The organism is Mycobacterium sp. FW102-FHT13B02, from assembly GCF_058790275.1.
Genome location: NZ_JBYTCM010000018.1, coordinates 109,818 through 134,031, shown reverse-complemented (window position 1 = coordinate 134,031; position 24,214 = coordinate 109,818). Strand labels below are relative to the sequence as shown.

Annotated in this window: 22 protein-coding genes; 5 read left to right on the top strand and 17 right to left on the bottom strand. The window is 68.1% G+C overall.

Annotated features, from left to right (window positions below; translation table 11 throughout):
- Positions 1-288 precede the first annotated feature (288 nt).
- Positions 289-1,587, bottom strand: a complete 1,299-nt coding sequence (tyrS, locus tag AC3WTE_RS24810) for a tyrosine--tRNA ligase (protein WP_492441762.1) — start codon at positions 1,585-1,587, stop codon at positions 289-291.
- A gap of 38 nt (positions 1,588-1,625) precedes the next feature.
- Complete coding sequence (locus AC3WTE_RS24805) at positions 1,626-2,237, bottom strand: DNA-3-methyladenine glycosylase (RefSeq protein ID WP_492441760.1); 612 nt, start codon at positions 2,235-2,237, stop codon at positions 1,626-1,628.
- A 68-nt stretch (positions 2,238-2,305) separates the two neighbouring features.
- On the opposite strand from AC3WTE_RS24805, the gene AC3WTE_RS24800 reads away from it, so the two are divergent.
- Genes AC3WTE_RS24800 through AC3WTE_RS24790 form a run of 3 tightly spaced genes read left to right on the top strand, consistent with a single transcriptional unit; the run spans position 2,306 to position 4,442 of the window.
- Positions 2,306-3,070, top strand: coding sequence for an ABC transporter ATP-binding protein (locus AC3WTE_RS24800; protein WP_492441801.1), 765 nt, complete (start codon positions 2,306-2,308; stop codon positions 3,068-3,070).
- Between the two features lie 2 nt (positions 3,071-3,072).
- Positions 3,073-3,822 carry an ABC transporter permease gene (locus AC3WTE_RS24795; protein WP_492441799.1) on the top strand — a complete coding sequence of 250 codons (750 nt, stop codon included), beginning with the start codon at positions 3,073-3,075 and terminating at the stop codon, positions 3,820-3,822.
- Entirely contained in the window at positions 3,819-4,442 is a 624-nt protein-coding gene (locus AC3WTE_RS24790; RefSeq protein WP_492441759.1) for a TetR/AcrR family transcriptional regulator, read from the top strand. Before AC3WTE_RS24795 ends, AC3WTE_RS24790 begins: the two co-directional genes overlap by 4 nt.
- Here AC3WTE_RS24790 and AC3WTE_RS24785 read toward each other — a convergent pair.
- The 3 genes from AC3WTE_RS24785 to AC3WTE_RS24775 all read right to left on the bottom strand — a co-directional run bounded on the left by AC3WTE_RS24785 (position 4,439) and on the right by AC3WTE_RS24775 (position 8,165).
- The gene (locus AC3WTE_RS24785) at positions 4,439-4,645 is read right to left on the bottom strand and encodes a Trm112 family protein (protein WP_492441757.1); all 207 of its coding nucleotides are present in this window, start codon (positions 4,643-4,645) and stop codon (positions 4,439-4,441) included. The genes AC3WTE_RS24790 and AC3WTE_RS24785 overlap by 4 nt on opposite strands.
- 6 nt (positions 4,646-4,651) lie before the next feature.
- A complete protein-coding gene (locus AC3WTE_RS24780; RefSeq protein WP_492441755.1) occupies positions 4,652-5,083 on the bottom strand; it encodes a hypothetical protein in 432 nt (143 codons plus the stop codon).
- Between the two features lie 88 nt (positions 5,084-5,171).
- Complete coding sequence (locus AC3WTE_RS24775) at positions 5,172-8,165, bottom strand: acyl-CoA synthetase (protein WP_492441754.1); 2,994 nt, start codon at positions 8,163-8,165, stop codon at positions 5,172-5,174.
- A gap of 109 nt (positions 8,166-8,274) precedes the next feature.
- On the opposite strand from AC3WTE_RS24775, the gene AC3WTE_RS24770 reads away from it, so the two are divergent.
- Positions 8,275-10,071: an ABC-F family ATP-binding cassette domain-containing protein gene (locus tag AC3WTE_RS24770; protein WP_492441752.1), complete on the top strand. Its 1,797-nt coding sequence runs from the start codon at positions 8,275-8,277 to the stop codon at positions 10,069-10,071.
- A 21-nt stretch (positions 10,072-10,092) separates the two neighbouring features.
- Here the strand turns inward: AC3WTE_RS24770 and AC3WTE_RS24765 are convergent, their stop codons facing one another.
- The 10 genes from AC3WTE_RS24765 to AC3WTE_RS24720 form a co-directional block, all read right to left on the bottom strand.
- The gene (locus AC3WTE_RS24765) at positions 10,093-10,425 is read right to left on the bottom strand and encodes an HNH endonuclease (protein WP_492441797.1); all 333 of its coding nucleotides are present in this window, start codon (positions 10,423-10,425) and stop codon (positions 10,093-10,095) included.
- Positions 10,426-10,503: 78 nt separating this feature from the next.
- On the bottom strand, positions 10,504-11,925 hold the full coding sequence (gene argH, locus AC3WTE_RS24760; RefSeq protein ID WP_492441750.1) for an argininosuccinate lyase: 1,422 nt from the start codon (positions 11,923-11,925) through the stop codon (positions 10,504-10,506).
- Positions 11,926-12,017: 92 nt separating this feature from the next.
- A complete protein-coding gene (locus AC3WTE_RS24755; RefSeq protein ID WP_492441748.1) occupies positions 12,018-13,217 on the bottom strand; it encodes an argininosuccinate synthase in 1,200 nt (399 codons plus the stop codon).
- 25 nt (positions 13,218-13,242) lie between these two features.
- Positions 13,243-13,716, bottom strand: coding sequence for an arginine repressor (locus AC3WTE_RS24750; RefSeq protein WP_492441747.1), 474 nt, complete (start codon positions 13,714-13,716; stop codon positions 13,243-13,245).
- A gap of 7 nt (positions 13,717-13,723) precedes the next feature.
- Positions 13,724-14,653 carry an ornithine carbamoyltransferase gene (gene argF, locus AC3WTE_RS24745; RefSeq protein WP_492441745.1) on the bottom strand — a complete coding sequence of 310 codons (930 nt, stop codon included), beginning with the start codon at positions 14,651-14,653 and terminating at the stop codon, positions 13,724-13,726.
- On the bottom strand, positions 14,650-15,849 hold the full coding sequence (locus tag AC3WTE_RS24740) for an acetylornithine transaminase (protein WP_492441743.1): 1,200 nt from the start codon (positions 15,847-15,849) through the stop codon (positions 14,650-14,652). The genes argF and AC3WTE_RS24740 overlap by 4 nt, the downstream gene beginning before the upstream one ends.
- Positions 15,846-16,742, bottom strand: a complete 897-nt coding sequence (gene argB / locus AC3WTE_RS24735) for an acetylglutamate kinase (RefSeq protein WP_492441741.1) — start codon at positions 16,740-16,742, stop codon at positions 15,846-15,848. The genes AC3WTE_RS24740 and argB overlap by 4 nt, the downstream gene beginning before the upstream one ends.
- Positions 16,739-17,944 carry a bifunctional glutamate N-acetyltransferase/amino-acid acetyltransferase ArgJ gene (gene argJ / locus AC3WTE_RS24730; protein ID WP_492441739.1) on the bottom strand — a complete coding sequence of 402 codons (1,206 nt, stop codon included), beginning with the start codon at positions 17,942-17,944 and terminating at the stop codon, positions 16,739-16,741. The genes argB and argJ overlap by 4 nt, the downstream gene beginning before the upstream one ends.
- Entirely contained in the window at positions 17,941-18,990 is a 1,050-nt protein-coding gene (gene argC, locus AC3WTE_RS24725) for an N-acetyl-gamma-glutamyl-phosphate reductase (protein WP_492441737.1), read from the bottom strand. Before argC ends, argJ begins: the two co-directional genes overlap by 4 nt.
- Before the next feature lie 31 nt (positions 18,991-19,021).
- Positions 19,022-19,882: a MerR family transcriptional regulator gene (locus AC3WTE_RS24720; RefSeq protein ID WP_492441736.1), complete on the bottom strand. Its 861-nt coding sequence runs from the start codon at positions 19,880-19,882 to the stop codon at positions 19,022-19,024.
- 63 nt (positions 19,883-19,945) lie between these two features.
- Here AC3WTE_RS24720 and AC3WTE_RS24715 point away from each other — a divergent pair, with 63 nt between their 5' ends.
- The gene (locus AC3WTE_RS24715; protein WP_492441735.1) at positions 19,946-20,587 is read left to right on the top strand and encodes a maleylpyruvate isomerase family mycothiol-dependent enzyme; all 642 of its coding nucleotides are present in this window, start codon (positions 19,946-19,948) and stop codon (positions 20,585-20,587) included.
- On the opposite strand, the gene pheT is transcribed toward AC3WTE_RS24715, so the two are convergent.
- On the bottom strand, positions 20,575-23,061 hold the full coding sequence (gene pheT, locus AC3WTE_RS24710) for a phenylalanine--tRNA ligase subunit beta (RefSeq protein WP_492441734.1): 2,487 nt from the start codon (positions 23,059-23,061) through the stop codon (positions 20,575-20,577). The genes AC3WTE_RS24715 and pheT overlap by 13 nt on opposite strands.
- The gene (gene pheS, locus AC3WTE_RS24705) at positions 23,061-24,104 is read right to left on the bottom strand and encodes a phenylalanine--tRNA ligase subunit alpha (RefSeq protein ID WP_492441733.1); all 1,044 of its coding nucleotides are present in this window, start codon (positions 24,102-24,104) and stop codon (positions 23,061-23,063) included. The genes pheT and pheS overlap by 1 nt, the downstream gene beginning before the upstream one ends.
- Between the last annotated feature and the right edge of the window lie 110 nt (positions 24,105-24,214).

Sequence of the window (24,214 nt, the reverse complement as noted above, 5' to 3'; positions counted from 1 at the left end):
GGGAAAACACGAGGCGCAGTCAAAAAACAACAAACAAAAACCACCAAACACACTATTGAGTTCTCAAACAACACGCCCGGCCTGACCGCGCAACAAACCCGCGGCTAAAAGCCGCGGTCCGTAGTGCGGGCAGTGAGGAACTCCCAACTTAATGGGTGTTACTCTCGGATTTGGTCTTCGCTCTCCGGCGCTTGTCCGTGTCGCTCTGACCTGGAATAAGTTACGGCAGGGCTAACAGCGAGTCAAATCGCCAGGTCAGCGGGTCGTTTCCCCTGGTCAGGGGGGTCATCACTCCCGGCCAGACCCGGTAACCCGCCGAACCCCCGCGATGTGGCGCTTGCCACGCCGCAACACCAGCCAGCGCTCACCGAGAAAGTCCGTCGGCTGTGGTACCCACTCGTCGCTTTCCACTCGTGCGTTGTTCACGTAAACGCCACCTTCGGCGACAGTCCGGCGCGCTTCCCCACGACTCTTGGACAGTCCGGTCGCAACCAGCAGGTCGGTGATCCCGTCGGGACCACCCGGCGCCAGCTCCGCGACCTGGCCATTACTGGCCTCGGTCAGTGCCGCCGACAGCGTCGACTCATCGAGATCGGCAAGTTCGGCGCGGCCGAACAGGGCCTGACTGGCCAACTCGACCGCGTCGGTCGCGGCCTGGCCATGCACCAACGTGGTCAATTCCCGGGCCAGCCGACGTTGGGCAGCTCGTTCGTGGGGACGCTCCGCCGTTGCGGTCGCCAGCTCGGTGAGTTCGTCGGCGGACAGAAAGGTGAACCAGCGCAGGTACTTGGTGACATCGGCGTCGGCCGTGTTCACGAAGTACTGGTACCAGGCATATGGACTGGTCAGCTCCGGGTCGAGCCACAGATTGCCGCCACCGGTCGACTTGCCGAACTTCTTGCCGTCGGCCGAGGTGACCAGCGGAACCGTCAGCGCATGTGCGGTCGCACCCAACTTCTGGCGCACCAGACGGACGCCGGCGATGATGTTTCCCCACTGGTCGGAGCCACCGATCTGCAGGCTGCAACCGTGCTTCTTGTGCAGTTCGACGAAGTCGTTGGCCTGCAAGAGCATGTAGCTGAATTCGGTGTACGAGATGCCCTCGCCCTCGAGCCTCCGTCTGATGGTGTCGCGGTCGAGCATGACGTTGACCGAAAAGTGTTTGCCCACGTCACGCAGGAATTCGATGGCCGACATCGGCCCGGTCCAGGACAAGTTGTTCTCGACGATCGCGCCGTTGCCGGAGTCGTTGAACTCGACGAATCGCTCCAGCTGGCCACGGATCCGGTCAGCCCAGTCGGCGACGGTATCGGCGGTGTTCATGGTCCGCTCGCCGGTGTCCCGAGGATCGCCGATCAGGCCGGTCGCGCCACCGGCCAGCACGATGGGACGGTGCCCGGCCTGCTGGAATCGCCGCAGCGTGAGCAGGGGAACCAGGTGGCCGGCGTGCAGGCTGGGCGCGGTCGGATCGAAGCCGGCATACACGGTGAGCGGTCCATCCGTGGTCGCCGCGGCGAGCGCTTCGCGGTCGGTCGATTGCGCGATCAGCCCGCGCCAGTCCAGTTCATCGAGGATGCCAGTACTCACGACGTTGATCTTCCCCTATTGCAGGTCACCCGCTGTCATCAGTCGCTGGCACCCGATACGGGCGCCCGGGGACTGCGCCGATAGTTGGACACCTCCGGGGTGCCCGGCGACCAGAACCGCCACGGCCGGTCGGCAGCCTGGCTGACGCCGACTCGCGGCCCGGCGCTCCCCTCCTGCGGCGCATTCAACTCCAGCCGGACCGGAGATCGATGATCCATGAGGTCAATACCGTTGTCCGCCAGAGTGATTCCGAGCGCTTCACACAGATTTCCCGGCCCACGGGCGAGCGCGGCAGGCGTGACGCCCGCGCGTCTGCGCCCCTCGGCGACAACACCGCCGTCGACGACGCGGGCCGCCCGGAGCAACACGGCACCCGCCACCCCGTCGGTGCCGCAGACGACGTTGGCGCACACGTGAATTCCGTGACTGCGGTAGGTGTACAGGTGGCCGGCCGGACCGAACATCACTGCACTTCGGGGCGTCGGACCACGGAACGAGTGCGCTGCCGCGTCCGGCCAGGGCCCCGACGGCGGCCCGCCGTAGGCCTCGACCTCCACCACGGTGGCGATCACGTCGCGGCCATACAACGTGGCGCCGAGCAGGCGTCGGGCCGCGGTGACCGGATCGACGGCGAGTTGCTCGACGCTCATGGCCCGCCATTCTGCCCGGTCCGGGACCGCCATTGACATGTCCCCGCCGCGAGCGGATTATTCACCACATCATGAGTTCATCGTATGATGAATTAACGCACCGCGCCTCTGACGTGGCGATTCGGGTTGAGAACCTGACCGTCGTACGCGGCAGGCGAGGCGCAATCGACGATGTATCACTGCAGGTACGGCGCGGCAGCATCACCGGACTGCTCGGCCCGTCAGGCTGCGGCAAGACCACTCTGATGCGCGCCGTCGTGGGCACCCAGATCATCACGAAGGGCGCGGTCACCGTGCTCGGGAAGCCCGCCGGCTCAGCAGAACTGCGCCGCCGTGTCGGCTACGTGACCCAGGACCCGACGGTCTACAACGACCTGCGCGTCATCGACAACGTCCGGTATTTCGCCGCACTGACGGGCGCCGGCAAGGCCGCCGCCGACGACGCGATCGCCGCCGTTGGACTGCAGGACCACCGAAAAGAGCTGTGCGGCAACATGTCTGGTGGTCAGCGGACGCGGGCGTCGTTGGCCTGTGCGCTGGTGTCCCTACCCGACCTGCTGGTCCTCGACGAACCGACCGTCGGCCTGGACCCGGTGCTGCGTGTCGACCTATGGGAGCAATTCGACCGACTGGCCCGCGGCGGCACCACGCTGCTGGTCTCCAGCCATGTGATGGACGAGGCCGACCACTGCGGCGACCTGCTGCTGATGCGCGAAGGACGGCTGCTGGACCACACCACGCCCACCCGACTACGAGAGGACACCGGATGTTCATCGCTGGAGGAAGCGTTTCTGACCATCATCCGGCGCAGCACCGCAGGCAGAGCCGGTTGACTCTGCGGCCCTACCTGGCCACTACCGCCCGCATCCTGCGCCAGCTCGGCGCCGATCATCGCAGCATGGCCATGATCCTGGTGGTGCCGAGCGCCGTCATCACCTTGATGTACTTCATGTTCGACGATCTGCCGCACCGCCCCGGCACACTGTCCCCGTTCAACAACGCCTGCCTGATCCTGCTCGGCCTCTTCCCGTTGATCGTGATGTTCTTGATCACGTCGATAACCATGCAGCGCGAACGGGTTTCGGGGACCTTGGAACGGATTCTGACCACTCCCCTGCGTCGGCTGGATCTGCTGGCCGCCTACGGCTCGGCGTTCTCCGTCGCCGCTGCCGCCCAGGCGACGCTGGCCTGCCTGGTGTCGTTCTGGTTCCTGGGATTCGACACCGCGGGCAGCCCCGCACTGGTCTTCCTGATCGCGATCATCAACGCCGTGCTCGGTGTCGGACTGGGACTGCTGTGCAGTGCCTTCGCGCGGACCGAATTCCAGGCCGTGCAGTTCATGCCGCTGGTGATCGTGCCGCAATTACTGTTGTGCGGCATCATCGTTCCTCGCGAGGTGCTGCCCGACTGGCTACGGTGGATCAGTGACGCATTGCCCGCAACCTACGCGCTCGAGGCACTCCAAGAGGTGGCCGACCACGCCGAAATCACCGGCACGACGATGCGCGACATCGTCATCGTGATCGCGTTCGCCGTCGTCACCATGTGCCTGGCCGCCGCGACCCTGCGCCGTCGGACGCCATGACTGCCACGGAGCCGCGGCCCCGCCGCAAGCCGCCGGGCCGTCCCACCGGACCGTCCGACACCAAGGACACGATCCTGACGTGCGCGCGGAATCTGTTCGCCTGCAACGGTTTCAACAACACATCGGTGCGCGCGATCGCCGCCGCGGCGAATGTCGACGCCGCGCTGGTCCATCACTACTTCGGGACCAAGCAGCAGCTCTTCGCCGCGGCGGTGCACATTCCCGTCGACCCACAGCTGGTGCTGGGTCCCCTGCGAAGCACCCCCATCGATGAACTCGGCCACACGCTGCCGGCACTGCTGCTGCCGATCTGGGACTCAGAACTCGGCATCGGATTCATCGCGGCGCTGCGCTCGATGCTGGCCGGCGACGAGGTCAACCTCATGCGCATCTTCCTGGAAGACGTCATCACCACCGAAGTCGGTGCGCGCGTTGATAATCCGTCAGGCACCGGACGAGTCAGGGTGCAGTTCGTGGCATCCCAGCTGATCGGCGTCGTGATGGCCCGCTACATCCTGGAACTGGAGCCGTTCAGATCGCTTCCGGTGCACCAGATCGTCGAAACGATCGGCCCGAATCTGCAGCGCTATCTGACCGGCGATCTGCCGGCGCCGAGCTAGCTCCGGGCGGCGGCGATCAGTCGCTCGTGTTCGGCGTCGTCGGTGACGTCGACCGCCTCGTCGATCAGCAGCACCGGTACCCCACCGTCGATCCGGTAGGCCCGGCGCAACCGCGGGTTGTACAGGCATTCCTCCCCGACCAGCAGCAGTTCACCCCGGTCCTGCGGGCACACCAGGATCGCGCGCAACGCTTCGTCGATCATCGTGCGTCAGCCACCCAACGGAATCTGCGAGCCACCGGTACCCGGCACGATGCCGGGCGGCAGGCCACCGGGGCCACCGATGACGATCGGGCTCTGCGGCTTCACGCCGGCGGCCCGTGCCTGGTTGCGTTTCTGGAACTTGACGGTGTCCTGCAACGCGTGGATCAGCGGCACCTGGTTGGGGCGCTGGTCCAGCGCCGCCTCGATATCGGCGAGGTTGCCTTTCGAGGGACCGAAGCCCTGGGCACGCAGCTTGAGCGCCGTGCGAAGCAAGTTCGAGAGGTCACCGCCACTGGAACCGATGTCGTACTGGGCATCGAGGTCGTCGAGGACGTCGGCGTGCGCAGCCGCGGGAGTAATCATCACACCGGCAGCCAGAGCTCCCGCCAGAATCGCGCCGGCAACACCGCGCCGGCGACGGCTGGTGTGTGACGTCATGCGTCCTCCATTCGGGTACCTGCGCAGACGGCGCGTGCTCCGTCCGGCAAACCGCAGCCTAACAGCGCCGACCAGGTTGGGCGGGTTGTCACGACAGACTGCCCTCCGCGGACAGCTCTGCGTAAGCGGCCGACGTGTATGGCACGAACGAGTCGCTGTCGACGTCGAACTGCCACGAGTTGTCCGACGATTCGGGCACGCCGGCGGCCCGCAACTCGGCGAGTACCGGGCGGTACGACGAATTGAGTGTCATCTCCGGCACCACGTGAATGAGGTCCGGCACCACCCCGACCGGCAGGTCCACGAACGCCTCACGGAGGTCGGCGGGCAGCACACTGCCGCCCGGCCGCAGGCTCAGCGCGGTGACCGCCAGCTCGCGATCACCGATGGGCACCCGGTAGGTGACGGCGATGTCGACCGCGTCGAGGCGGCCGAGAGCGTTGCCGACCTCCTTGCCGAACACCGCGCCGCGCGGGGTGCGGATGACCGAACGGCGGTTGTCGACCATCCAGTAATCGCCGTCGTCATCCCGGCGGAACAGGAACTCGGTGGAGACCCAAGTGTCGCCGGGTGCGAAGACGCCGCGCTTGACCGACGCCGTCGGGTCGACGGGTCCACGCGGCTTGGCCAGCAGCACGCCGACCTCGTTGGGTTCGGCGCGCACCACGAAACCGTCCTCGCCTTCGAGAATGAGGTCGTCGTCGACATCGTAAGCAGCCAACGCGACCTGGCCGCCGCCCGGCAGCGGCCGGCCCTCACTGCCGATCTTGAGGCCCGACACGTTGGCCAGCACGGCCTGACCGTCGGTGGTCGTGAAGAACTCGAGGACGTGAGCGGGCTGGAACGCCTCTTCGACGCGGCGCCACAGCCCGGCCGGCATGCCCGACCCGATGAACAGGCGCACCGGGTGAGTCCCGTTGAGTACGAACGACGGATCGTCGATGACGTCGCGCAGCATGGCCCAGGTGTAGGACACCACGGTGACGCCGTACTGCCGTAGTTCGTGCACGAACCGGTCGTACCGCACACCGCGGGACAGGGCGATGCGGGCACCGCCGACGACCGCGCCGCCCAGCGACACCAGCAGTCCGGACTGGTGATGCAGCGGAGTCAGGCAGTAGACGGTGTCGCCGCGGCCCAGGTTGGCCGCCGAGGCGGTGCCGAAAGCCGAAAGGGCCCAACGGAAGTTGGTGATCTGGCGGGCCACCAACTCGCCGCCGACATTGGCGAACGCGACGTAGGCCAGGTCCTGCGCGTAGCCCGGGTTGGGCCGGTACCAGCCGGGCAGCTCGACGACGTCGGGGTCGATCTGCTCCATGTCCACGACGTCCGCATCCTCGGGAACATGCAGGTCGCGGTTCTCGCCGCCACCGAGCACCAGCACACGGGTCCGCAGCCGGCGTGCCGCATCGAGATTGGCCGGGTCCGAGATGATGTCGGTGACGCCACCGAGGCGGACCGCCACGGCCAGGTCGGCGTCGGGTGGCATCAGCACCGCCACCGCGCCCAGGCGCGACAGCGCGGCGATGGCGACCAGCGCACTGGGTCGGGTCTCCATCAGCACGCCGACCCGAACGCCCTGCCGGACGCCGACTTCGATCAGGCCCCGGACGACGTTGTTGATGCGGCGGTCCACCGCCTCATACGTGTGCACCCGGCCGTCGAACAGCAGAAACTCACCGTCCGGCGCGCCCTGGGCCTGCTCACAGATGATGCGCCCCAACGAGATTCGCGTGTGGTCGTTGATCTGCCCCAGACGGGCCAGGCGCGGCAGGGTACGGACCGTCTCGATGGCCAGCGCCCGCGTGGACTTGCCGGCCGACACCACGGCGTCGGCCGCGGTGCTGGCCAAGGTGAAGGCCATCTCGGTGGCGGCCGCGGCACCGTGCGCCACGCGCGTCGCCAACGGCACCGACTCGCGCGGCAGCTCGGACTGCAACGGCATGGGCACCACGTCCGCCGGCATGGGGCCGCCGGCGTCGAGCCACTTGACCCACGACGCCACGGTCGGCCAGCTCTGGCTGGCCGCCTTCGAACCCACGACGAGACCGAAATGCCCGACGCGGATCAGGTATTCGTAGACGTCGGCCTCCGGGGCGGCCCGCTTGATGCCGCGCACCGCGGCGGGCTGGCCGATGTCGTCGACCTCGCCGACGACGGCGAGCACCGGGCAGGTGATGTCCGACAGCGTCACCAGGTTGCCGTGGATGGCGAAGCCGCCGGTCATCATGCGGTTGTGTGCGATGAACTGCTTGAGCAGCTCGGCGATGGCCGGGCCGGACCAGGCGATCCAGCCTTCGCTGGCCAGGAATCGGCGCTGCTGTTCGCGCGGCAACAGGGCTTCACGGTCGTGCAGCTGCCGCAGGAAGTCGAGCCGTGACTGCGCCGTCTTGATCGGGTCCAGCATCTGGAAACCGTTGCGCGCCAACCAACCCGGGATGTTGAGGCGGCTGAAGACATGGTCGGCCATGAAGTCGGCGACACCCGACGCCAGGTTCGCCGGCATGTTCATCGGCAAAGCGGCCAGGGTATCCACCGGCGACCCGAAGGCCACGATGCTCGCCAGGTCGCGGGACCGGCGGTAGGCGGCCGTCTGGTAGGCGAACATGCCTCCCTGCGAGTAGCCGGCCAGGTGGACGTCTTTGCCGGTCGTCGCCTTGACGGTGTCGATGGCCTCCGACAGCGCCACCACGTGGTCCGCCAGATTGCGGTCCATGCCGCCCTCGACCTGATCCGGCGAGCCGAAGTCGATGACCCACGGGTCCAGGCCGGCGGCGTGCAAGATGCCGACGGCGCCGGCGTCACGCGTCACGTCCCACATGTCCGCCGACATCATCATCGGATGCACCATCAGCACCGGCGAGCCGGCCTGGGCAGCGCCGGGACGGGCGTCGGGCGGAAAGTAGCGCCGGAGCCGGTACATCGGCACGCTCTCCACGATCTGGAACGGCGACGGCACGGCACCGGTCTCGAGGCCGCCGTAGCGCAGCACTTCGAGGCCGTTCTGAGCGGTAGCCACCAACCGCTCCACCGGCGCGGTGATCGCTGAAAAGTCCACCACCGGGCACCCCTTTTTGGTCATATCAGAACAAATTCCCTGAATACGACGCCATCATGGCACAACGCGCTGGTGACCCCGGTGAAGTGGCGTGACGCGGGCACCTACGGCCGCCGCATATGATCGGCGCCTGATGGCGCATCTATTGGGGGCCGAAGCCCTGCATCTCGAATTTCCGACCCGTGTGGTTTTCGATTCGCTGACGGTCGGTATCGAGGAGGGTGACCGGATCGGCATCGTCGGCCGCAACGGCGATGGCAAATCCAGTTTGCTGGCGATGCTGGGCGGCCGACTGAAACCCGACTCCGGCCGGGTGACGGTACGGGGCGGCGTCCGCATCGGGATGCTCGACCAGGCCGACACCCTCGACCACACCGATACCGTCGGGCACACCGTCGTCGGCGACGTCCCCGAGCATGAATGGGCGGGCGATCCCCGCGGCCGCGACGTCATCGCCGGCCTGCTCGGCGACCTCGACTGGAACGCGGTGATCGGCACCCTGTCGGGTGGCCAGCGCCGCCGGGTGGCGCTCGCGCAACTGCTGGCCGGTGACTACGACGTGCTCATCCTCGACGAGCCGACCAACCACCTCGACGTCGAAGCGATCACCTGGCTGGCCGCGCATCTCAAGAAGCGCTGGGCCCCCAACGCCGGTGGGCTGCTGGTCGTCACCCACGACCGCTGGTTCCTCGACGAGGTGTGCACCGCCACGTGGGAGGTGCACGACCGCATCGTCGAGCCTTTCGAGGGTGGCTACGCGGCGTACATCCTCCAGCGCGTGGAGCGGGACCGCCAAGCGGCCGCCAGCGAGGCGCGGCGGCAGAACCTGGCCCGCAAGGAACTCGCGTGGTTGCGCCGCGGCGCACCCGCGCGGACGTCGAAACCGAAATTCCGCATCGATGCCGCCAACGCGCTGATCGCCGACGTCCCCGAGATCCGCGACAAGGTGGCGCTACAGTCGCTGGCCGTGACGCGACTGGGCAAGCAGGTCGTCGACATTCTGGACGCATCGGTGACCTACGGCGAGCGCGAGGTGCTGCAGGACATCGAATGGCGGATCGCCCCGGGCGAGCGCACCGGAATCCTCGGCGTCAACGGCGCCGGCAAGTCGACGCTGCTCGGATTGATCGACGGGTCGGTCGAGCCGACCAGCGGCCGGGTGAAGCACGGCAAGACAGTGCAGATCGCCACGCTGACCCAGGGCGTGGAGAAGTTGGCGGACCATCTCGACGAGCCGGTGCGGGTGGTACTGAGCCGGCTGGCCACGACCTACTCGTTCGGATCCGGTTCCAAGGCAACCGAACTCACTCCGAGCCAGCTGTTGGAGCGCCTCGGCTTCGCCAGCGCACAGCTGTCCACTCCGGTGCAGGATTTGTCCGGTGGGCAGCAGCGCCGGTTGCAGCTGCTGCTCATCCTGCTGGAACAGCCCAACGTGCTGATCCTCGACGAGCCCACCAACGACCTCGACACCGACATGCTGGCCGCCATGGAGGACCTGCTGGATTCCTGGCCGGGCACGTTGATCGTCGTCAGCCACGACCGGTACTTCCTGGAGCGCGTCACCGATCAGCAGTTCGGCATCCTCGGCGGCCGGTTACGGCACCTCCCCGGCGGTGTCGACGAGTACCTGCGGCTGCGGGCTTCCCATGCAGCTCAAACCGGTACCGCCGCAGCCAAACCGGCTGCAGCGATAGCCGAGGGTTTGTCAGGTGCCGAACTGCGCGCGGCGCAGAAGGAGATCACGGCGATCGAGCGACGACTGGAGAAGCTCGCCGGCCAGATCGACACCGCGCACCAGCGTCTGGCCGAGCATGACCAGGGCGATTACGAAGGACTGCAACGTCTTACGGCGTCGCTGCGCGAGCTCGAAGCCGAGGTGACCCAGCAGGAGGACCGCTGGATGGAACTTTCCGAGGAAGTCAGTAGCTGAACGTGGTGGCCGGCTGGGGCCTCAGACGCTGAAATCGCCATCACAGGCCCCGTCCACGGACATCTCATGGACCGCCAGTTCTCCGGCGATGGTGGCCTTCCTGAGCAGGAACCTGCCTTCGTCCAACTTCTTTCGCCGGAGCCAGCCGGTGACCTCGGCGTTGCACTTGCTCGCGTTGCACGACCGGCACGCGGGCACCACGTTGTCGAGCGTGTAGCGCCCACCTCGCGAGATGGGCTGCACGCAGTCCTTCTGCAGATCGGTGTCGTCCGCACCGCAGTAGGCGCAGCCACCCCAAATCGCTTGCAGGGCAGCCCACTGCTGGGTCGTCAGGTCGTGGTCGACCTTTGCCATCCGACGCTTGCGTCGTCTGGCGTACACCGCGGCGCGGCTGCGAGCTGGCACCGCCTGAGCCTACGGCCGCAACCGGGCTCAGTCCTGCAGGCGGGCCCGCAACCGATCGGCGGTGTCGCGCACCGTGACGAGCTGCTCGGCGACCCGGACCGGCGAGGTACCGCCGCGGGCGTCCCGCGAATCCACCGAACCGGCGATGGTCAGCACGTCCCGCACTTCCGCGGTGAGACCAGGATGGATGCCGGCGAGCTCGTCGTCGGCGAGTTCTTCCAGTCCCACTCCCCTGGCCTCGGCGGCCTTGACCGCCGCGCCGGCTGCTTCATGGGCGACCCGGAACGGAATGCCTTGGCGCACCATCCATTCCGCGATGTCGGTGGCAAGCGTGTAACCGAGCGGCGCCAGCGCGGCCATCCGGTCGGTGTCGAACGTCAGGGTGCCGACCAGTCCGGCCATCGCGGGCAGCAGCAACTCGAGCTGGGTGACGGAGTCGAAGACCGGCTCCTTGTCCTCCTGCAGATCCCGGTTGTAGGCCAGCGGCTGCGCCTTGAGGGTGGCCAGCAGGCCGGCGAGGTTGCCGATCAGCCGGCCGGACTTGCCGCGGGCCAGTTCGGCGATGTCGGGGTTCTTCTTCTGCGGCATGATCGAGCTGCCGGTGGACCACGAGTCATGCAGCCGAACGTAGCCGAATTCCGTTGTGCTCCAGAGGATGATGTCCTCGGAAAGCCTGGACAGATCCACTGCGATCATCGCGAACACGAAAGCGGCCTCGGCGGCGAAGTCGCGTGAAGACGTCGCGTCGATCGAGTTGTCGGCCGCCGACGTGAAACCAAGGTCGGCGGCGATGGCGTCGGGATTCAGGCCCAGCGAACTGCCGGCCAATGCACCGGATCCGTAGGGCGACACCGCCGCACGCTTGTCCAGGTCGAGCAGCCGGTCGGCGTCACGCAGCAGCGGGTGCGCATGCGCGAGCAGGTGGTGCGCCAGCAAGACCGGCTGAGCGGACTGCAGGTGCGTCTTGCCGGGCATGATCGCCGTCGGGTGCGTCGCAGCCTGGGTTGCCAACGCCGCCACGACGTCGAGCACGCCGTTGCCGATGACCTTGATGGCGTCGCGCAACCACATGCGGAACAGCGTGGCCACCTGATCGTTGCGGGACCGGCCCGCACGCAGCCGTCCACCCAGGTCGTCACCGACCCGGTCGATCAGCCCGCGCTCCAGCGCGCCGTGCACGTCCTCGTCCGTCGGCAGCGGCCCGAAAGACCCGTCGGCGACGTCGTTGCCCAGGCTGTCCAGCCCGGCCAACAGACCGTCGCGCTGCTCATCGGTGAGCAGGCCGGCGTTGTGCAGCACGCGCGCGTGCGCCTTGGACGCCGTGACGTCATATGGCGCCAGCGCCCAGTCGAAATGCGTCGACTTGCTCAGTGCGGCAAGCGCTTCAGACGGGCCGGAGGCGAACCGTCCGCCCCACAGCGAGCCTTCGTTGGTGCCACCGGTGCTCATAAACGTGCCCCTCGTCGAGCGCGAGCGTGCGGTGCTGCACACCTAAACGCGGTGTGTCGGGTGCAGACACGCACGCTCGCGGGAAGTGGTTGTTACAGGCCCAGATCGCGCTTGGCGGAGATCTTGGAGCTCAGGCCGTGCAGCTGGACGAAGCCCTTGGCGGAGCTCTGGTCGAAGCTGTCGCCCTCGTCGTACGTGGCGAGGTTGAAGTCGTACAGCGACTCGTTCGAGCGACGGCCGTTGACGGAGATGTGGCCGCCGTGCAGGACGAGGCGGATATCGCCCGAAACGTGCTGCTGGGTGTGCTCGACGAACGCCTCCAGCGAGGCCTTCAGCGGGCTGTACCAGAGGCCGTCGTAGGTCAGCTCACCCCACTTGCGGTCGACGCCGCGCTTGTAGCGGCCGAGCTCACGCTCCAGGCAGACGTGCTCGAGCTCGGTGTGCGCCGTGATCAGCACCATGGCGCCCGGGGCCTCGTAGATCTCGCGGGACTTGATACCGACCAGGCGGTCCTCGACGACGTCCAGGCGGCCGACGCCCTGCGCACCGGCGCGGGAGTTGAGCTCCTGGATGATCTGCAACACGCTCAGCGGGCGGCCGTCGACGGCGACGGGGCGGCCCTTGTCGAAGCTGATGATCAGCTCGTCGGGGGTGTTGAAATGGACCGTCGGGTCCTCGGTGTAGTCGTAGACGTCCTTGGTCGGCGCGTTCCACAGGTCCTCGAGGAAGCCGGTCTCGACGGCGCGGCCCCACACGTTCTGGTCGATGGAGAACGGCGACTTCTTGGTGACGTTGATCGGGATGTCGTTCTCCTGCGCGAAGGCGATGGCCTTCTCGCGGGTCCAGGCGTAGTCGCGGACCGGGGCAATGACCTCGAGCTCGGGGGCCAGGGTGTTGAAGCCGACCTCGAAACGGACCTGGTCGTTGCCCTTGCCGGTGCACCCGTGCGCGACGACGGTGCCGCCATGGCTGCGGGCCGCATCCACCAGATGCTTGACGATCAGCGGCCGCGAGATGGCCGACATCAGTGGGTACCGATCCATGTAGAGGGCGTTGGCCTTGATGGTGGGCAGGCAGTACTCGTCGGCGAACTCGTCGCGGGCGTCCACCACCACGGCTTCCACCGCGCCGCAATCCAGAGCCCGTTGGCGCACAACCTCCATGTCCTCGCCGCCCTGGCCGAGGTCAATGGCGACCGCCACTACTTCCTTGCCGGTCTCCTTGCCGATCCAGCTGATCGCGACCGAGGTGTCCAGACCGCCGGAATACGCCAGGATGACGCGCTCGGACATGTGTCAATCTCCTTGTCTAGTACTGCTACAGGTTCTCGAAGGTGGTGGCGAGTTCGGCGCCACTCATCGGTTCGCGGGCAACAACCAAAAGGGTGTCGTCACCGGCGATCGTGCCCACAACATAAGGCAGAGCCGCCCGATCTATTGCACTGGCCAGGTACTGCGCTGCCCCAGGTGGCGTACGTAACACCGCCAGGTTGGCGCTGGCGTCCGTGGACACCAGCAGCTCGCCGAGCAGCCGGGACAACCGCTCGGTGCCGCCGGAGACACCTTTGACGGGACTGCCGTCCTCGGGGACGACGTAGACGCCGGTACCGCCGTCGGCGCCACGCAGCTTGATCGCGCCGAGTTCCTCCAGGTCCCGCGACAGCGTGGCCTGGGTGACGTCGATGCCCTCCTCGGCGAGCAGGGCCGCGAGCTCGGTCTGGCTGCGCACGGGGTTCGACGACAGCAGCGCCACGATGCGCGACTGCCGTCCGGCCCGGGTCGGTGCTGTCATCGCAGCCTCATCGCGCGTTGCGCTCCAGCAGCCACACCAACATGGCCTTCTGGGCGTGCAGCCGGTTCTCGGCCTCGTCGAACACCGCGCTCTGCGGGCCGTCCATCACCTCATCGGTGATCTCGTCCCCGCGGTGCGCCGGCAGGCAGTGCAGCACGACGGCTTCGTCTGCCGCCCGGCCGAGCAGTGCGGCGTTGACCTGGAACGGACGGAACGGCCGGACGCGGTCCAGGCCGTCGTTTTCCTGCCCCATGGAGGTCCAGGTGTCGGTGACGAGGACGTCGGCACCGTCAGCCGCGGCCTGCGGGTCGGTGGTGACCGTGACGGTGGCGCCGGTTTCGGCGGCGCGCTTCTTGGCGGCCTCGACGAACTGCGGGTCAGGTGCGAAGCCCTTCGGCGCGGCGATGGTCACGTTGACGCCGGCCGTGACGCCGCCGACCATCAGCGAGTGCGCCATGTTGTTGGCGCCGTCGCCGAGGTAGGCCATGTTGAGCCCGGCCAGCTTGCCCTTGCGCTCGGCGATGGTCTGCAGGTCGGCGAGCACCTGGCAGGGGTGAAACTCGTCGGACAGGGCATTGATGATGGGGACGGAGGAACCACTCGCCATGGCGGTGAGGCGTTCCTGCGCAAAGGTGCGCCAGACGATGCCGTCGACGTAGCGGGACAGCACGGCGCCGGTGTCCTCGAGGGTCTCCTCGCGACCCAGCTGGGTGCTGCGACCGTCGACGACGACGGCGTGCCCGCCGAGCTGGGCGATGCCCATCTCGAACGAGAACCGGGTGCGGGTGGAGTTCTTCTCGAAGATGACGGCGATGCCCCGCGGCCCCTCGAGCGGACGCCGGCTGAACGGGGCTTTCTTGAGTTCGGCGGCCAGCGCCAGGACCTCGGCCTGCTCCTCGGGAGTCAGGTCGTCGTCACGGAGGAAATGGCGGATCACTGGGACTCCCCTGCTGCGGTGTCGAGAACGGTGGGTAGTGCGGTCAGAAACGCGTCGATCTGCGCGTCGGTGATGATCAGCGGCGGCGCGAGCCGCACAACGTCTGCCGCTGCGGCATTGACGAGGAAACCCGCGTCGCGCGCGGCGTTTTCGACGGCCTTGGCCTGCGGCGCGGTCAGTACGACGCCGAGCAGCAGCCCGCGGCCCCGGACGTGGTCGACCAGCGGGTGGCCCAGCTCTTCGATGCCGTGCGCCAGCGTCTTGCCGGCAGCGTCGGCGCGGTGCACGAGGTCGTCCTCGGCCAGGGTCTTGACAACCGCGAGGCCCGCGGCCGTGCACACCGGGTTGCCGCCGAAAGTGCTGCCGTGCATGCCCGGCTGCAGCAGGTCCGCCGCGGGTCCGATGGCGATGCAAGCGCCGATGGGCAGGCCGCCGCCGAGGCCCTTGGCCAGCGTGATGACGTCGGGCGTGATGCCGTCGTGCTGGTGGGCATAGAAGGCTCCAGTACGCCCGATCCCCGTCTGCACCTCGTCCAGCACCAGCAGCGCACCATGTTTCGTGGTGAGCTCTCGTGCCTTGGCCAGGTAGCCGGCGGGCGGGGTGACGACGCCACCCTCACCCATGATCGGTTCCAGGAAGACCGCGGCGGTCTCGTCGGTCACGGCCGCTTCGAGAGCGTCGGCGTCGCCGTACGGCACATGGGTCACCTCGCCGGGCAGCGGCAGGAACGGCTCCTGCTTGCCGGGCTGGCCGGTCAGCGCCAGTGATCCCATGGTGCGGCCGTGGAAAGCACCTTGGGCCGCAACGATTTTGGTGCGGCCGGTGAGCCGGCTGATCTTGAACGCGGCTTCGTTGGCCTCGGCGCCGGAGTTGCAGAAGAACACCCGGGCCGGGGCACCCAGTTGCGCGACGAGGGCTTCAGCCAGGGCGATCCCCGGTTCGGTGGCATACAGATTCGACGTGTGGCCCAGCGTGTTCAGCTGGGTGGTGACGGCCTCGATCACCGCCGGATGGCGATGCCCCAGCACGTTCACCGCGATGCCGGCCAGGAAGTCGACATAGCTCTTGCCGTCGGCGTCGGTGACCACGGCACCGTCGCCGCTGACCAGCGCGACCGGCGGCGTGCCGTAGTTGTTGGTCATCACTGCCTGCCAACGGGCTTGCAGTGCTTCGGTTTCGCTCTTATCAGCGGTCATGCTGCTACCACCTTCGTCCCGGTGCCCTCATCGGTGAACAGCTCCACCAGGACACAGTGTTCAACACGACCGTCGATGACGTGCGCGCTCGGGACGCCGTTCTCCACGGCCCGCAGGCAGGCCTCGATCTTGGGCACCATGCCGGATTCGAGCCTTGGCAACAGCTGGGCCAGTGCGGCCGTGTCGATTTCGGTGACCAGCGAGTTGCGGTCGGGCCAGTCGGTATACAGACCTTCGACGTCGGTGAGCATCAGCAACTTCTCGGCGCCGAGCGCCTCCGCCACTGCGGCCGCGGCGGTGTCGGCGTTGATGTTGTGCACCACGCCTTCGGCGTCGGGAGCGATGGTGGACACCACCGGAATCCGGCCCGCGGCAATGAGATCCAGGATGGCGGCAGCATTGACGTGCTCGACGTCGCCGACCAGGCCGATGTCGGTGGGCACCCCGTCGACCGTCACGCTGCGCCGCACCGCGGTGAACAGCTGCGCGTCCTCACCGGTGATGCCGACCGCGTACGGGCCGTGGGCGTTGATCAGGCCGACCAGCTCGCGGCCGACCTGCCCGAACAGCACCATGCGCGCGACCTCGAGAACCTCGGGCGTGGTGACCCGGAAGCCACCCTTGAAATCACCCTCGATACCAAGGCGTTTCAGCATCGCGCTGATCTGCGGGCCGCCACCGTGCACAACGACGGGCTGGATGCCGCAGTTGCGCAGGAACGCCATGTCCGCGGCGAAGGCTGCCTTGAGCGTGTCGTCGGTCATGGCGTTGCCGCCGTACTTGACCACGACGATCTTCCCGTGCAGCTGCTTGAGCCACGGCAGCGCCTCGGCGAGGACCGCAGCCTTGGTCTTGGTCGAAAGTGTCCCCGCGGAGAGTCCATCTGCACTCATGAGCTGTACGCCGAGTTCTCTTCGACGTACGCGTGCGACAGGTCGGTCGTCCGGATGGTCGCCTCGTGCGCGCCGATCTTCAGATCGACGATGACCTCGATATCGGCGCCCGACAGGTCGACGTCGCGGGCACCCGGCGCACCCGCACCGTCGATGCACACCGCGTAACCGTTGAACGACACACTGATCCGGTCGGCCACGAGGTCGATCGGCGCGATGCCGATGGCGGCCAGCACCCGGCCCCAGTTGGGGTCGGACCCGAACAGCGCGGTCTTGACGAGGCTGTCGCGCGCCAGGGCCCGCGCGCCCACGAGGGCGTCGTCCTCACTGGCCGCGCCCTTGACGGTGATCGCGATGCGCTTGGTGACGCCTTCGGCGTCGGCCTGCAGCTGCGCGCATAGGTCGTCGCAGACAGTGAGGACGGCCTCGTCCAATTCTTCTTGGCTGGGCCGGATTTCGCTGGCGCCGGACGACAGCAGCAGCACGGTGTCGTTGGTGGAGCAGCTGCCGTCGATGTCGAGCCGGTCGAAGGTCTTCGCAGCGGCGTTCTTGAGCGCAAGGTTGAGCGCCTCGGCGTCCGCGACGGCGTCGGTGGTGATGACCACCAGCATGGTCGCCAACGACGGGGCCATCATGCCGGCGCCCTTGGCCATGGCCCCGACGGTCCACTTGCCCGGGTGGTGCAGCGCAACCTGTTTCGGCACGGTGTCGGTGGTCATGATGGCCCGCGCCGCTTCCTCGCCGCCGGACAGGCCACCGGCCATCTCGTGCACGATCTCGGTGACGCCGGCCAGCACCTTGTCCATCGGGAGCCTGTCGCCGATCAGCCCGGTCGAGCACACCGCGACCTCGATGGCGCCGGTCTCGGTACCCCAGTCGCTGAGCGCCGCGGCCAGGGCTTCCGCGGTCTGGTGCGTGTCCTGGAAACCGCCCGGGCCGGTACACGCGTTGGCGCCGCCGGAATTCAGGATCACCGTCCGCAACCGGCCGGTCTTGAGCACCTGTTCACTCCACTGCACAGGAGCGGCCCGCACCTTGTTGCGGGTGAACACCCCGGCGGCCGCCAGGTCGGGCCCCTCGTTGAAGACCAGGGCCAGGTCCGGTTTCCCGGAAGCCTTGATGCCGGCGGCGATTCCGGCTGCCCGGAAGCCTTCGGGTGCGGTGACGCCCTGGTTGCGATGCAGGGACGGAGTCTCGGTCACGGTGCTACTCCCACGGTGGATAGTCCTTCGGTTTCCGGCCAGCCGAGCGCGATGTTCATGGACTGTACTGCCGCGCCGCCGGTGCCCTTGGTCAGGTTGTCGATGGCGCACAAGACGACGAGAGTCTTCGCATCCTCGTCGACGGCGACGGCGATCTGCGCGGCGTTGCTGCCGACGACCGAACCGGTCTTGGGCAGCTGCCCTTCCGGCAGCAGGTGGATGAACGGCTCACTGGCGTAAGCCTTTTCGTACGCAGCCCGGATCTCCTCGACCGTCGCCGTGGTGCGCGCGGTGCAGGTGGCCAGGATGCCGCGCGAGGTCGGGATCAGGACCGGGGTGAACGACACCGTCACGTCCTTGTCGGTGACGGCCCGCAGCCCCTGCGCGATCTCCGGGGTGTGCCGGTGCGCGCCGCCGACGTTGTAGGCCCGGGCCGAGCCGATGACCTCGGCGGCCGACAGGTCGACCTTGCCCGACTTGCCGGCGCCCGACGTGCCACTGACCGCCACCACGGTCACGTTGGGTTCGACGAGCCCAGCGGCGACAGCAGGCACCAGGGCCAGCAGCGCCGAGGTCGGGTAACAGCCCGGTACCGCAATACGTTTCGTGCCGACGAGCTTGTCCCGGCCGCCGGGCAGTTCGGGCAGGCCGTAGGGCCAGCTACCGGCGTGCTCGGACCCGTAGAACTTCTCCCAGGCGGCAGCATCGGTGAGCCGGAAGTCGGCGCCGCAGTCGACAATCAGCGTGTCCGGACCGAGTTGCTGCGCGAGCGCGGCCGAATGCCCGTGCGGCAGACCCAGAAACACGACATCATGCCCGGCGAGGACGTCGACCTCGGTGGGCTGCAGCACCTGCTGCGCGATGGGCAGCAGGTGCGGGTGGTGGTCACCGACCGTGGTTCCGGCATTACCCGCGGCGGTCAGTGCACCGATGGTGAGACGACCGTCCGCGTAGGCCGGATGGCCCAGCAGAAGCCGCAGAATCTCGCCGCCGGCGTACCCACTGGCACCGGCCACCGCCACAGAAGTCATAGCCCGATTCTGCATGGTTATGCATCAACTTGCAAACCCATTAGGGCTAGGCGGTCTGCCGAAGCGCCTCATACAGCCACCGCTGCAGAGCGCCGACGGTGGTGGTCTCACCGGTGATCTCGGTGACCCGATCCCAGTATGTCCGAACCCGCGGATCCCGGTCGGCACCGGCGTTGGCTATCAGCGCCTGCCGAAACTGTGGCGTATCTGCCTCACGGCGCGACCTGGCATGCGCGTCGACGAACCTGTCGACAGCCGGCCCGGCAGCCGGTGGCCGGCCGGCACGCACCAACGGCAGCGCCAGATCGCATGCCTGCGCCACGCCAGTGACCAGCCCACGACGATCGCTGATCCTCGACGGATCGAAGCGCCACAACTGCCGGGCCATCACCACACCGAAGTCCGGTTGCCGCGCCAGCGCAACGAGTTCCGCGTAGGCGAGGGCACATGCTAAGTCCGGGTGCGCCGGCGCCGGCGGCACGGTCATTTCCACAAAGTCGTCGAACGTCCCCGGCGGAGACGCCCCGGCAAACAACTGCCGCCAGAACTCCACAAGTCCGTGCTGCGCGCCTGGGCCGTTCTGGATCACCGACTGAACGGTGGCCAGGGCTGCCTGGCGGCCGGCCAGCGCGGCGAGACCGGCGTCCACCGCTGCCTGCTCGACGCGTACAGCCTCGTCAATGGAGATCCGCGCTGCCTGGATGTCGCCGATCACCTCCAAGCCGAGACCCAGGGCGCGCAATCGCCGGATCAACAACAGCGCGTCAACCGCAGCGGCGTCGAACACGCGGTGTCCACCCGAGCTGCGGTGGAAATCGAGCAGACCCTCGTCGCAGTAGAACCGGATTGTCCGCACCGGCACACCCGTCGCCTGCGACAACTCCCCGATGGTTGTGCGGTGTGTCACAGCCACTTGAACCTCCACCCGACTGGAGTTTCTAGCGTAGGCGCAGACCCGAAAGGAGCAACCGTGAACGCCGAAGACATCTGGCGGGCTGTCGACGCCGAAAGGGACAGCCTGCAGGGACTCCTGGCGCAGTTGAGCGCCGTGCAGTGGAGCCGGCCCAGCCTGTGCGACCGGTGGCGGGTCCGGGACGTGGTCGCACACATCGTGCTGTCCGCCCGCGCCACCCCGTCGCAGTTGGCACTCGGTTTGATCCGGGCCCGCGGCGATATCAACCGCATGGCCTGCGAAACCGCGACCCGCCACGCCCGTGGCCGCACTGACTTCCAGTTGCTGGACGAACTCCGCAGCACCGTCGGGTCACGGTTCACCCCGTTCGGCACCACGCCGGCCGACCGGCTGATGGATCTGCTGGTGCACGGGCAGGACATCGCGATTCCGCTCGGCATTCATCACGCGATGCCGCCCGCAGCGGCGCAACTGGCGATCGAACGAATCTGGACCGCCCGCTTCCCGTTTCGTGCCACCACCCGGCTGTCCGGCCTGCGACTGCATGCGGTCGACACCGGATGGACGGCCGGCGACGGGCTCCCCATCGAAGCACCGGTCTCCGCGCTGCTCCTACTGGCTACCGGACGTGCCGTCGCCGCACTACCGCAGCTACGCGGTGACGGTGTCGAGTTGGTGCGGGCCGCTCAGGCGCGCTGAACCGCGCCCAGCCGCTCGGCGGCCAGGGCCACTGCCGCGTCGCGGGCCGCACTGGCCTCGTCCTCTGTCAGCGTGCGGTCGGGCGCCCGGAACCGCAGGGCCAGGGTCAGCGACTTGCGCCCTTCCCCGATCTGCGGGCCGGTGTAGACGTCGAACAACCGCGCGTCCTCGAGGAGCCCGCCGGCGCCCGCGCGTACGACGTCGACCACGGCCTGGGCCGCCACGTCGTCGGCGACGATCAGGCTGACGTCCTGGAACACCGCCGGATACGCCGACACCGATGGCACGATGGCGCGCTCGATGACCGGGATGGCGTCCAGGTTCAACTCGACGGCGCAGGTGCCCTTCGGCAGACCCGTGCGCTCGATGACCGCCGGGTGCAACTGGCCGGCGTAGCCGACCACGGTGTCACCCAGCAGCACCTCGGCACAGCGTCCCGGATGCCACGGCAGTTCCTGCGCGGCGCGCAGCGTCACCTCCACACCGCACGCCCGGGCGATGATCCGCACGGTCTCCAAAGCGTCGGTGGCCTCGACCGCCCGGCCGGGACCCCATGGACCGGCCGGCTCGCGCAGGCCGGCGAGCACCGCGGCGACATACAGCGGCTGATACGGCAGGGCCTGGTTGATCGCGGCCAGCTCGGCCTCGGTCGGACGACGGTCCACCGGGATCGGCGCCACGGCCTTGGTGTTCGGCGTCGCCTGGACGACCTGCTCGATACCGAAGAGTGCGACGTCGGCCGCGCCGCGAGACACGTTGCGTACCAATGCCTCCAGCAGGCCCGGCAGCAGCGTGGTGGCCAGCGCGGGCCGGTCGGCTTCGAGCGGGTTGAGCACCGAGATGGTGGCACGTCGCGGGTCGTCGGCCGGCAGATCCCAGGCGTCCAGCACACCGGCCGGCAGGAACGGCGTCGGCAACACCTCGACGAAACCACCCAGCGCCAACGACTTCCCGATGGCACGACGACGCTGCTGCGTCGCGGTCAGCCCGCGGCCGGCGGGCGCCTGCGGCAGCACCGACGGAATCGCGTCGAGTCCTTCGAGGCGCAGCACTTCCTCGACCAGGTCGGCAGGCTGCTTCATATCGGGCCGCCAGCTCGGCGGCACCACGGTGGCCGTAACACCAGACACCGTGACGTCCGCACCGATCTGCGTGAGGCGGCGGGCCGTGGTGCCGCTCGGGTAGCTGACGCCGGCAATCCGGTCGGGCAGGTCGACGGGGATGGTCACCGGCGGCTGCGACCAGTCCGGCGTCGCATCCTCGCTGCGCCAGTCCGTGAGCGTGGGTTCGACTGCACCACCGGCGATTTCCGCCAGCAGCGCGGCACAGCGGTCCAACGCGGCCCGGGAGATCGCCGGATCGACGCTGCGCTCATACCGGCGGCTGGCCTCACTGACCAGGTGCAGGCGACGCTGGGTGCGCGACACCGCGGCCGGATCCCAGACCGCCGCTTCCAGCAGCACGTCGGTCGTCGTGTCGCGGACCTCGGTGGTGCCGGCGCCCATCACCCCGCCGATGGCGGCAGTCGCCACCTCGTCGACGATCAGCACGTCGCCCGGATCCAGTTTGCGTTCAACGTCGTCGAGGGTGACGACCGTCTCCCCCGGCTTCGCGAAACGCACGTCCAAGCCGCCGGTGATCAGCTTGCGATCGTGGGCGTGCATCGGGTGCCCGAGTTCGAGCATCACGTAGTTGGTGACGTCGACGGCCGGCGAGATGGCCCTGATGCCCGACAGCAACAGCCGGCGCTGCAACCACCATGGCGATACCGCGGTCGGGTCGATGCCGACGACCGGGCGCAGCCCGAAACGCTGCACGCCGGTGCCGGGCTGGACCTTCAGCGGCCAGGCCTCGCCCTCAGCGGGCAGCGCCGGTACGTCGGCGGGGTCGACGAAATCGAGGTCGAAGGCGCACGCGATTTCGCGGGCCATACCGCGGATCGACAGGCAGTAGCCGCGGTCTGGGGTGATGGCGAGGTCGAACACCACGTCGTCCAAACCAAGCACCTCGGCGCCCGAGGCACCCGGCTCCGCGGTACCGGGCGGCAGCACGATGATGCCGGAATGGTCGGCGCCGAAGTTCAATTCGGCGGCCGAGCAGATCATGCCGTCGGACACCCGGCCATAAGTCTTGCGGGTGGCGATCTTGAACTCGCCGGGCAGCACGGTGCCGGGCAGGGCCGCGACGACCAGGTCGCCGACCGCGAAGTTTCGTGCACCGCACACGATGTCACGCGGCTGCGGTTCACCCACGTCGACCTTGCAGGCCCGGATGGGCTTCTTGAACTCGGTCAGTTCCTCGATCTCGACGACGCGGCCGACCGTCAGGGGGCCGGTGACCGGCCCGGCGGCGATGACGTCCTCGACCTCGTGGCCGATCCGGATGAAGGCCGCTTCCAGCTCTTCCGGTGACACGTCCCAACCAGGCGCTCCGGCCTGGACCGCTTCCCGCAGCCAGCTATAGGGAATACGCATCAGGCACCCACCCCGAACGGCAGGGAGAAGCGCACGTCGCCCTCCACCATGTCGCGCATGTCGGGAATTCCATTGCGGAACTGCAGGGTTCGCTCCAATCCCATACCGAAGGCAAATCCGGAGTATTCATCGGGGTCAATGCCGCAGGCCCGCAACACATTCGGGTTGACCATGCCGCAGCCGCCCCATTCCACCCAACCGGGGCCGCCCTTCTTGTCCGGGAACCAGACGTCGACCTCGGCCGACGGCTCGGTGAACGGGAAGAAGTGCGGACGGAACCGCGTGCGCCCCTCGGGGCCGAACTGGGCACGCGCCAGCGCATCCAGGGTGCCGCGCAGGTTGGCCATGGTCAGGCCCTTGTCCACGGCCAGACCCTCCACCTGGTGGAACACCGGGGTATGGGTGGCGTCGAGTTCGTCGGTGCGGAAGGTGCGGCCGATCGACACGATGTAGACGGGCAGTTCGCGATCGAGCAGGGCGCGGATCTGCACCGGGGACGTATGAGTGCGCAGCACCTGCCGCGACCCCTCGGGCGCGACGTGGAACGTGTCCTGCTCGCTGCGGGCCGGGTGGTCGGGCGGGAAGTTCAGCGCGTCGAAGTTGAACTGTTCGGTCTCGACCTCGGGACCCTCGGCCAGCTCCCAACCCATCGCCACGAAGGTGTCGGCGACGTTCTCGGCGAGGATCGTGATCGGGTGGCGGGCGCCGATGGGCTGCCGGGTGGTCGGCAACGTGACGTCGATGCGCTCGGCCACCAGTGCGGCGGCATCGCGCTCGGCGCGCAGCACCACGATGCGGTCGTCGTACGCCTGCTGCGCGGCGGTGCGGGCGACGTTGACACGCTTGCCGGCGTCGGACCGCGCTTCCTTGGGCAGCGTGCCCAGTGCCTGACGGGCCAGTGCGATGGGCGCCTTGTCGCCGAGGTGCTCGGTCTTGGCGCGGGCCAGGGCGTCGAGGTCAGCGGCCTGGTCGAAGGCGAGCCGGGCGGCGCCGACCGCCGCGGTCAGTGCTACATCGGATAGTTCTTCACCCTGCTCAGCCACCCCGAGATCATAGCGACGCACACCCGACCGGCCGAGATACCCTCACTCAGTGCTCTTGCGGCCGGTTCTCATCGCGGGTCTGTGGTTGTGCGTGGCGCTCACCGCCGTCG